Raw genomic sequence first — 10061 nt, 5'->3', positions numbered from 1 at the left:
TTTATCCACAGTTATTAATTTAATGTTCTCACTATGTACTTGAAGTTTTTAGATTTTGCCAAGTTAAAATTTTGCCTGAATTTTGCCAATACTTAATAGCTTCTAATACGGCTGTTCTTTGTTTAAAATATATGCCAGCTTTTTCTAAAGCACTATCAATTTCTTTTTCCTTAGCTGTTACTAAATTTAATTTACGAGGAGGAGGAAACAATTCATCAATTCTTACAGAAATTGCTTCAACAATAGATACTAGGTGTTGAAGTTGATTTTCGATTTTTGTGAATTTATGATCGAAGTTGGACTTTTCAGTATTACTAGAAAGAGTAGAAGTGACTTGATTCAGCTTAGAGTAAATCGGTTTCAGCTTTTGGTCTATTAAAGCACTAATATCATTTTCATCTACACTGTTAACAAGTAATTGCTGCATTTCTTCTTTTGCAGCAGATGCTTGTTCATCTGTCATATCATAAACCCAAACCCAGAGCTTTTCTATATCAAGTTCTTTAGCAACTAGACACCAATCAGCGCCATAAATGACTTCATACTCTTCCTCCTCACTATATGCTTCTGTACGACGTACAATAAGAGGCATTAAATTGCTTTTATGCTGAATTAAGCTGTCTTCAATTAATTGTAGCCTTTCTATAGAAATACTTTGCTTTTCTGACTCTGCTACAGCAATTTGGTATGTGTATACTTGCCCATGGCTAATGGGTCTAATACCCAAGTTTTTTCCAATGCGAATTTGTCGTTCTGTTAAACTCATCGTTTTATAAATCTCCTTTAGTAATTTTTTTAACTAAATGTTTAGCTAATTGTGTGTAACTTTCAACGGCTTTTTGTGCATATTCTTTTTCTTGATGTGTTACCTTATCATCAAATTCTGCCTGATTGATAGGATAACCTTTATCCGGACAACTAGAAACAATATTCAACCGTGGTATCCAAGTATGTTCAGGGAATAGTTCTATTTTGTCTCCTACACCACTACTCTCTAAAATAGAGAAAATTTTTTTTACCATAGATGCATTGACTTTCGCTGATTTTTGGTCATACATACTAACTGCAATACCTAATATAGGTAAGTTTTCTTCTTTGTAATCCTGTACTTTTCCAACCTGAGCTATCACATATTCTAAAGCTCTAACTGGGTAAGAAGATAATTGAGTAGGAATCAAAATGGCTGAAGATGCCATTAGGGAAATACCATTCACCTTGCTAAATGAAGGAGGTGGATCGATAAATACAAAATCATAATTATTGCTTCTAAGTTTTTTGGCAAGTAAGCGATCGCTATCAACTGTTTGTATTAATGAAATTTCCAGGTGAGACAGACGGATATGTGATGGAATTACGTCTAATTGGACATCTCCCCAATGCTTTTTAATGACTGTGTCTTCCAATTTAGTTCTTGGCTCAGTTAATAAATGACAAATATCTTTCTTTCCTTGCTGTTCAACATCTTCTAATGGATCGATCCCCAAACCCATTGTCAAATTAGCTTGAGCATCGATATCAATCAGTAATACTCGCTTACCCAACTTATTAAGAGCAGCTGCAAGGTTAATAGTCGTTGTAGTTTTACCTACCCCGCCTTTATTGTTAAATACAGTAATAATCATTGATTTATGTTCCTCTTGAGTGTTTGTCACCAAAGTGTTTTCTCCCCTAATTGGCTGTACTTGAGCGAAAGATACCTTACCTTGGTTCGATAAACCCGACATACCTTCTTGCTCTACTGCTTTTGAGATTAAATCAAAAAAGCGTGTGCGAATTTGTTGCTGATTTTTATACAAAGTAGAAGTAAAGTGCAAATATGTTTTTTTAGATAATATTTTGTAAAATAACTGATACTTTGCAATCAGTGTTGCTTGTGAGTACTCTACTACGTCTGTAATTTTTCCATCACAATTATAAAGTATGCGAAAGTCATAGCCATTGGTTAACAAACCAAGAACTGCTCCTGTACGGCGCATATAGTTATTGAGTTGCCAAACACTATGAGCAATTTTTTTATAGGGGGCTTTGACTTCAATAATTAAGTAGGGGGGTGCCACCAAAGCTGAGTCAGATTTACCCACTAGGAAGTCAAGCTTAGATTTTAAAATCACAACTTGAGTTCGCCAATCATCACTGTCGTAGCCAAGCGTATGCAAAAGAGGTACTACCACCTTTTGTTCTACATAGGATTCGCTACTGTCAGATGCGATCGCTTTAAAAATATCTTGCAGAGTTGAACCGGAATCAACAATCATACTAGCACCATGAGCCATCTAATTGTACTATTTTATATGCACATTCCTCAGTGGAAAAAAAAATTACATATACAAACAGTCATAATATATACTAGAAATTTAAGTTGTCAAACCGTATATTTACTTTGTTTATAACTGGGTGAATATATCGACCTTGTATCTTATTTCCCAATCATTAACCTTACAAGGAATTACACATTCCTGAAATGAAGAGTCCTGACTTGTAAGAGCAGTTCCTGATTGGGTTTGATAATGACGAGTTCTTATCCGTAATTTCTACAGAAACCCACTCAACAACTACCTAGACGAGTAACAAACAGCTACTCAAGGATGCTCAGAAGATTGTAGAGGTATAGATTAAGCGTGGATATAAATCAACAAAAAGAACAATTTAGCAATACCTATTTACAAGCGTCGCGGCTGTTGCTGGCTATTCTCTATACAAACCATCGGTTGATGATGACAGCGTAGACTGGGGAATTGCAGCCAAGGGAGGAACAGGACGCATTCGAGCGCCTCGGTTAGAATTACAATTAAAATCTACGTCAAGGGATGTTCTCAATGAGAAATTAATCCGCTATCCTCTTATACTAAAAAACTACAACGACTTGAGAATGACAGACTTTGCCATTCCAAGAATCTTAATTGTAGTTTTAATTCCTGACAACTTAGCAAACTGGTTAAAACAATCAGAAGAAGAACTGTGTCTGCGACATTGTGGATATTGGGTGTCTTTGAGGGGATTGCCAGAAACGCAAAATACAAATAATGTTACCATTACTTTACCCAGAAGTAACCAATTCACAGTCACCACCCTTCAATCAATTATGCAAGGGCTTAGCCAAGGAGTACAACCATGAAAGTTACTGTGCGGGATATTGAAATTTTTCAGAATCTAGAATTAGAAGAACTCAGAAATTATCTACAAACACATGGTTGGCATGAAGATCGCTCGTTTATGAATAATGCCACGATTTGGCTGAAACAAGAAATAGAACGAGGTGAATTTGAAATATTGCTACCCAATAGAAAAAATTTGGGAGATTACGCAACTAGAATTAGCGAAGCAACAGAAACTTTAGCGGTAGTAGAAAATCGCTCTCAGCTAGAGATTATTAATGAACTTATCACTACTGTCCCGAATACCACTATTCAGGGAATTATCATGCAAATTGAACAACCAGTAGCAGACAAATTAAGCGGAGAAATTATACTGCTTGGTGTTGTAATTGATAAACTCCGAAAAATTAAAACGAAATTAAACGACCAGAGTTATATATTGGCTCTTAAAGCCTATCAAGGGAGATTACCTATTCTTTGCAGAGGTGATTTAATTAAAGAAAATAATACGTTTATTCTCAAGAATCCTCACGATTTTACTTTGGATAACCAAATAATGGATACCTAACGTCTAAATCCGGACTCGTGTTATGAATTCAGAGGCGGTAAAGTCAAAAAATATAGGTGAACTGTGAGTATATCTAAAGGAATTGTTTCTCTGTTTTTCGATGCGGGAGGTTTATCGCTAGGCATAGTGTTAGCTGGTCTAAAACCAGTACTGAATGTGCGTTAACTTGACGCGAATGTGCTGGTCAATTAATTGGCTACCGTTGGAAAAACGCAAGTGGAATGAGTCCTGCTCTCATGCATACTGAATCTTTACTCAAATCCCTAATGTCTTCTTAATAACCATACGGAAGCGTTAAACCCAGCTCTCAATACTGCTCGGATAAGCGTTTTTGTAGGTTGGGTAAACCCGTGTGTGAAACCCAACAAATGCTGATAAATGTTGGGTTTCGTTCCTCAACCCAACCTACCTTAAATTTGAATTTTTAGCTTAACCGACAAGTATTGACCCAGCTCTTACTAAAAGTTCTTAGTGAAAATTTTAGTTAAAAGCAAGCTGCGTTTTAACTCTGTGATATTACCATGTTCATGATAACCATAGCCATCTGGTTATTAATCGATTAGTATAAAGAGGGGTGTAAATTGTTGCTACCTAAGCTAGAGTGGTGCTGATTTAGATACAGGGAAAAAACTTACATGGATACAAATGAGTTAAAGTTCCTACTAAAGTTACTAGGATGTGCTAATTACCGAGCGAGCCTTGGCGCAAATACATTCAATTCTTTTAAGGGCAAGGACAAAATTTGTAAGAGTTTAGGCGATCGCGAGTTAATAAGCTTTTCCCGTGAAATTGCTTCCGTAAAAATCCTGCCCCCAGGTCGCGCTCTCCTAAAACCTGAAGTAGGTGAGATACCACTTACACCTAATGAATTGAAGTTGCTAGAGCGTATAAGTAAGGCTTCTGGAAAAATCCCACCAAGCGAAATTGGTGTCAAATCCGTAAAGTCAGAAGAACGAGACGCCATCTTGCAAGGCTTTCATGACAAGGGACTGGTTGAAGTTGAAACCAAAATAAAAAGGACTAAAGCTGAAGTATGGCTGACTGAACGTGGAATTGAGTATTTGAGGGACGATTACAATCCCAAGGGAGCCGCCATTATCAGCTTGGATCTACTTAATAATTATGTGCGCTTTCTACGCAAATCTTTACACAGTCAACCTGATCTCGCTACCACAACAGCACCTACTGATGCTGAATCGCCTGTGGTCACTAATGTAAATCTCACTGATGAAGAAATCTTACGTACTATTGAGAAATTAGATCGGGAACTAGGTAGTGATAACTATTTGCCAATTTTCCATCTGCGGCAAAAGTTGCAACCCCCACTGTCACGAGATGAATTGGATAAGGCACTGTATCGTTTAGAAGAATCTGACCAAATTGAAATGAGTTCCCTAGCAGAACCTGGGGATTACAGTTCAGAACAAATTGACGCTGGAATTCCTCAAATCAGTGGTGGTTCCTTGTTTTTTATTACAGTGAATTAGAAAAGGTTACCTAAATCAAAATTAGAAAAATATTTCAGAAAGCAAAAATAGAAATCAACATGGCAACTATCGAAGAAGTTATTAAAAAATCGCTCAATCCATTTGATAATCTTGCAGCAGGAAATTTTTGGGTAGAGCAGGAATCACCTCCCAATATTGAATCTATTCATCAAAAGTCACTAAGCCAAATCAAAAATGTATTAGCTGAAGTGGCTCAAGATCGTCAAACTCGTACCCTGATTCTTTATGGCGATGCTGGTACAGGAAAAACCCACTTTTTGGGTCAACTGAAACAACAGTTGAATGATACAGCTTTTTTTGTTTATATTGAACCATTTCCTCAGAGCGACCATATCTGGCGGCATATATTACGCCATACCGTAGATAGCTTAGTCAATTCTCCTGTAGGACAAGCAGACTCTCAATTAATTCTCTGGATAAAAAGCTGCTTATCTACAATTGAAAGGACTCTAAAGCGCGAACAACAAAGTTTAATTACCAAAGTAAAAAGCATTTTTGGAAAAACCACTACCGATGCCGATCGCGATCGGCAATTCTTCATTGAGCTTCTCAAAAAAACTATCGGTACCACAGGAATTTATAACGCAAATGAATTTTTTGGTGTTCTTTATAACTTAACTAATCCAGACTTATACTCTTTGGCTTGTGAATGGTTAAAAGGGGATAACCTAGATGAGGAAAGCCTGAAAAAATTAAGAGTGCAGCAATCTATTGATGATGAAGATAAAGCACGAGGGATACTGGGCAACTTTAGCAAAATTTCTGCTAAAACTCAGCCTATTGTGTTATGTTTCGATCAATTAGATAGTATTGCTCGTTTGCCCGATGGTTCTATTGACTTACAAGCGTTATTTAGCGTCAACTCTACAATTGTTAACGGCAGGTGGAAAAGTTTCTTAATTATTATTAGTATTAGGACAGAGACCTGGAATGTTAATTATAAGCGAGTTCAGCCTTCCGACATTGATAGAGCGACTATCCGGATTCCATTAAAACGGATCGCATTGGAGGAAGCTGAAGCCCTTTTAGGTTCTCGGCTATATCCCCTACATCAGTCTGCCGAGCCAAAACCTTCTTCTCAAATTTTTCCTTTAAATAAGCAGGTGTTAGAGAAAGTGTTTCCAAGCCACAAAGCTACACCTCGTAACGTGTTAGTTCTAGGGAGACAACTATTTCAAGAATATAAGGAATGGTTATTCAGAGATAAACAACCTCCAAAGCCGCAATGGTTAGAAGGTGGAGAACCAATGCTACCGCAAGTATCACCAATAGAAAAAATTCAAGCAGACTTTCAATTACGATGGCAGCAAGAGTATAAAAAAAACCAAGAAAAAATTACTAAGATTGCTTTGTTAGATGCAACTGATTTAATTCGGATGTTGCAACAAGCCCTAACTGCTTTAAAAGTCCAAGAAATTAAGTTGAAACTTATCAGTGGAAAATTTGCTAGCTATTCATTGAGTTACCAAAAGCTTGACAAAAAGGAACGAGTAGGAGTTGTCTGGACAGAAGAACCAAATATGAACAGTTTCTTTAATGTTATGAATGCTTGCCAAAAAGCAATTCAGCAAAAAGTCTGTCAAACTATGTACTTGATTCGTTTTGGAAGCGTTGGAAAGCCAAATCTTGCAGGAAATCAATTATACAGACAAATTTTTACAAATACTGGTCATCGCCACCTTCAACCAGCACTGTCTTCAGTTCACTACTTGGCTACATATCATAACTTAGTTAAGTCTGCCGAAGCCAATGAATTGGTACTTGCGGGGAAGATGATAAATTTGCAGGAATTAGAATCTCTAATCTACAATTCTAAGATTCTACAAGATTGTCGGTTGCTACAAGATTTGAACGTTGTTTCAGCTAGTAAAGAACCAGACACAGACCAACCAAATTTACAACCTGTAAAAGATTATTTGTTGAATGTAGTCATAACTCAAGGATTCATAGGACGATCGCAATTGCTTCAAACCACTCACAGTCAGTTTGCTGAAATGAGCCGAGAAAATATAGAACAAATTTTAAATCAATTGTGTTCTGACCAGAAAATTAAAATTGTAAATCCTAAAGCGAAACAAGAAGACCAGACAGTATGTCTGATCGTCAAGATGTAGTTGTTATTACTTAGATAGTTTATCTAATGAAATATCTTACAGAAGCTGATGAAATCCAAGCACAAATTGCCATATTCGCCTTGTCTAAAACGCTATGGCTAGATACAGAAATAGCTGATTGGAATACCCCATTACCAAGGTTGTCCCTAATTCAAGTTTTATCTGAACCAACAGACTTGACAGGCAACTCAGCTTACATTATTGATGTACTAGACAAACCAAATTTAGCAGTAGACTTTATCAATCAAGTTATAGTTAACCCTCAAATAGAAAAAGTCTTCCACAATGCTGACTTTGATTTAAAGTATTTAGGAGGAAAACTAGCACCAAATGTGACTTGCACTCTCAAGCTCGCTAGAAAAATCAAACGAGAAGTGTTGCAAGTAACCAACCTACAATTGAAAACACTTGCAGTGGAACTCTGTGGATTCTCTAATGTAGATAAGGAAGAACAAGGTAGTGACTGGGGACAGCGTCCTCTCAGCCAGAAACAACTGCATTATGCTGCAATGGATACAGTCTATTTGGCTGCTGTCCATCAGCGCTTATTAGAAATATCTAAATCATCTACTACAAGCAGTACTTTTGATATGGGTTCTCATGCTTCAAAGGGATCTACAGGACAATCTAAAAATAAATCTTTAACTGCTACTAATATAAGAGTTGCTTTTGAATGTCCCCGTTTGTTTTTCTTAAATCAGCGTTTTGGGGGGAATACTTTATTCTTACCACCTGATAGTGCTGTTGGTATTGGTACTTTATTTCATCAGTTAGCTGATGAATTTGTCACTTGGATTGTTCGCGAACCCCGATGTCAAGGATTATTGAAACCAGTTGCAAAGCAGTTACAGGCTGAGGAATTAGCCTCTCAAATACAACAAATTTTCTATGAGCAAAAATTCTTCTTTTACCTAGAAAAAGTATCTCAAAAGGAGAACGGTCAAGCACAAGCATTGCTAAAAGTGTGGCAGGCATTACGGGGACTGATTAGACACTTTGCAGAATTGCTTGTTACTAATAGAGGTTATTGTACAGCAGAAACAGTCATTCATAACACCTTTGTTTCTGAAGAACGGAATCTTGAATCCTACTTTCATCTTCCAGATGGAACACAGCAACGAGTAGCGGGAAAATTTGATTGCTTGGTCTTCAATTTTAACAAGAATCGCCTGTGTGTCGTAGAGTTTAAAACTTACCAGCCTGCCGATCCATCAGCACAATTAGCTCAGGTTGCTCTTTATAGCTATATCCTTTGGGAAAGGAAAAAAATCGGGGTTGATGCAGCAGTTTACTGTGTTGTACCAGAGTTGAAAGAGTATCAGTATTCCTGGGAAGAGTTAGAAAATACGGTGCATCAGCTAATTCCATATAAATTACAACAAATGCGGCAATGGCTGATTTGGGAACCACCATTACCTAATCCCCCACCGATCGCGACTCAACCTCACTTATGTGAAATTTGTCCGCAGCAGCAAAAATGTCAAAGTTATTTTGATGTAACATCTAAAGCTGAGAAATCTTCAAACACACAACCACAACAAACAACGGCTAAGCAAGATAAGCCAGTAAAAGTCAATGCTGATGTTTTGGGTGAAAAGTTAGTGTCTACTTTGCAATCTTTTGGAATTGGAGTAGATTATCAAGGGGCGGCTGTCGGTCCGGCTTTTATTCGGGTGAAACTCAAACCATATCCCGGTGTGAAAGTTAACGCCTTGCTAAAACTATCAGCTGATTTGCAGGTTCAGTTGGAGTTAGCCAATCCACCTTTGATTTCTCCTCAAGCTGGATATGTTAGTGTTGATTTACCACGTCCTGACAGGCAAACAGCTAAATTTGAGGATTATATCAAGACGCAAGTTTTACCTCCAACAGCACCTGTGAAAATTTCGATTGGGGTTGATTTGGAGGGACAACTCTTAGAAGCTGATTTGTCCGATCCAAATACCTGTCATTTCTTAGTTGGGGGTACGACAGGAAGTGGTAAGAGTGAGTTTTTGCGATCGCTCCTTCTCAGTCTTATAGTTCGTCATTCCCCAGAACACCTACAAATTGCTCTCGTCGATCCCAAAAGAGTAACCTTCCCAGAGTTTGAGGAGATGCGGTGGTTGCATTCACCAGTTGTTAAAGATAGCGAACGTGCGATCGAACTGATGGATGAATTGGTGGTAGAAATGGAATCGCGTTACCAGCGATTTGAAAAAGCTGGGTGTGCGGATTTGAAAACTTACAACCAACGTTCTCGTCAGCTTTTGCCTCGTATTGTCTGCATTTTCGATGAATACGCTGACTTTATGGCAGAAAAAGAATCTCGTGCCGCGTTAGAACAAAGCATTAAAAGGTTGGGTGCAATGGCGCGGGCTGCTGGAATTCATTTGATTATTGCCACTCAACGCCCAGAAGCAGGTGTTGTCACTCCCATTATCCGTTCTAATTTACCGGGACGGGTTGCACTCCGAACCGCAAGTGAAGCAGATTCAGCAATTATTTTGGGAGGTAAACAAACAGATGCCGCTCGCTTACTTGGGAAAGGGGATTTGCTCTACTTAGCCAGTTCTCAGTTACAACGTTTACAAAGTTTACTAGCAATAGATACTCGGCTCTTATGAATCTTAAGACTTACGTGAAGCCCGCCTTTTTAATTTGACTATAACATATTAATGACATCCAATAAAACCCAACAAATGCTGATAAATGTTGGGTTTCGTTCCTCAACCCAACCTACGTGTTTTCGTATTTTTAGGCTTAACCGACAAGTACTGAGATCTGAGTTAGGGGT

At 37.8% G+C, this 10061-nt stretch carries 6 protein-coding genes and 1 pseudogene; 5 read left to right on the top strand and 2 right to left on the bottom strand.

All coding sequences use genetic code 11. The annotated features are described in order from the left end of the window. Positions 1 to 31: 31 nt before the first annotated feature. Both F7734_RS46155 and F7734_RS46150 read right to left on the bottom strand, forming a co-directional pair. The gene (locus F7734_RS46155; protein ID WP_155751054.1) at positions 32 to 766 is read right to left on the bottom strand and encodes a hypothetical protein; all 735 of its coding nucleotides are present in this window, start codon (positions 764 to 766) and stop codon (positions 32 to 34) included. Positions 767 to 770: 4 nt separating this feature from the next. Beyond that, entirely contained in the window at positions 771 to 2273 is a 1503-nt protein-coding gene (locus F7734_RS46150; protein WP_155751053.1) for an AAA family ATPase, read from the bottom strand. Between the two features lie 446 nt (positions 2274 to 2719). Here F7734_RS46150 and F7734_RS46145 point away from each other — a divergent pair. The 5 genes and pseudogenes from F7734_RS46145 to F7734_RS46125 form a co-directional block, all read left to right on the top strand. Then, a pseudogene (locus F7734_RS46145) lies at positions 2720 to 3115 on the top strand (DUF4365 domain-containing protein); the annotation flags it as partial. Continuing rightward, positions 3112 to 3663 carry a hypothetical protein gene (locus F7734_RS46140; protein ID WP_155751052.1) on the top strand — a complete coding sequence of 184 codons (552 nt, stop codon included), beginning with the start codon at positions 3112 to 3114 and terminating at the stop codon, positions 3661 to 3663. The pseudogene F7734_RS46145 and the gene F7734_RS46140, both read left to right, overlap by 4 nt. A gap of 635 nt (positions 3664 to 4298) precedes the next feature. Continuing rightward, on the top strand, positions 4299 to 5150 hold the full coding sequence (locus tag F7734_RS46135; RefSeq protein ID WP_155751051.1) for a transcription factor RcaD: 852 nt from the start codon (positions 4299 to 4301) through the stop codon (positions 5148 to 5150). Between the two features lie 59 nt (positions 5151 to 5209). Further along, positions 5210 to 7285, top strand: a complete 2076-nt coding sequence (locus F7734_RS46130) for an AAA family ATPase (RefSeq protein ID WP_155751050.1) — start codon at positions 5210 to 5212, stop codon at positions 7283 to 7285. Positions 7286 to 7311: 26 nt separating this feature from the next. After that, positions 7312 to 9891: a DNA translocase FtsK gene (locus F7734_RS46125; protein WP_155751049.1), complete on the top strand. Its 2580-nt coding sequence runs from the start codon at positions 7312 to 7314 to the stop codon at positions 9889 to 9891. Positions 9892 to 10061: the final 170 nt, after the last annotated feature.

Source organism: Scytonema sp. UIC 10036 (assembly GCF_009725235.1).
The sequence above is the reverse complement of the archived record's forward strand: the minus strand, read 5'-3'. Positions and strand labels throughout refer to the sequence as shown.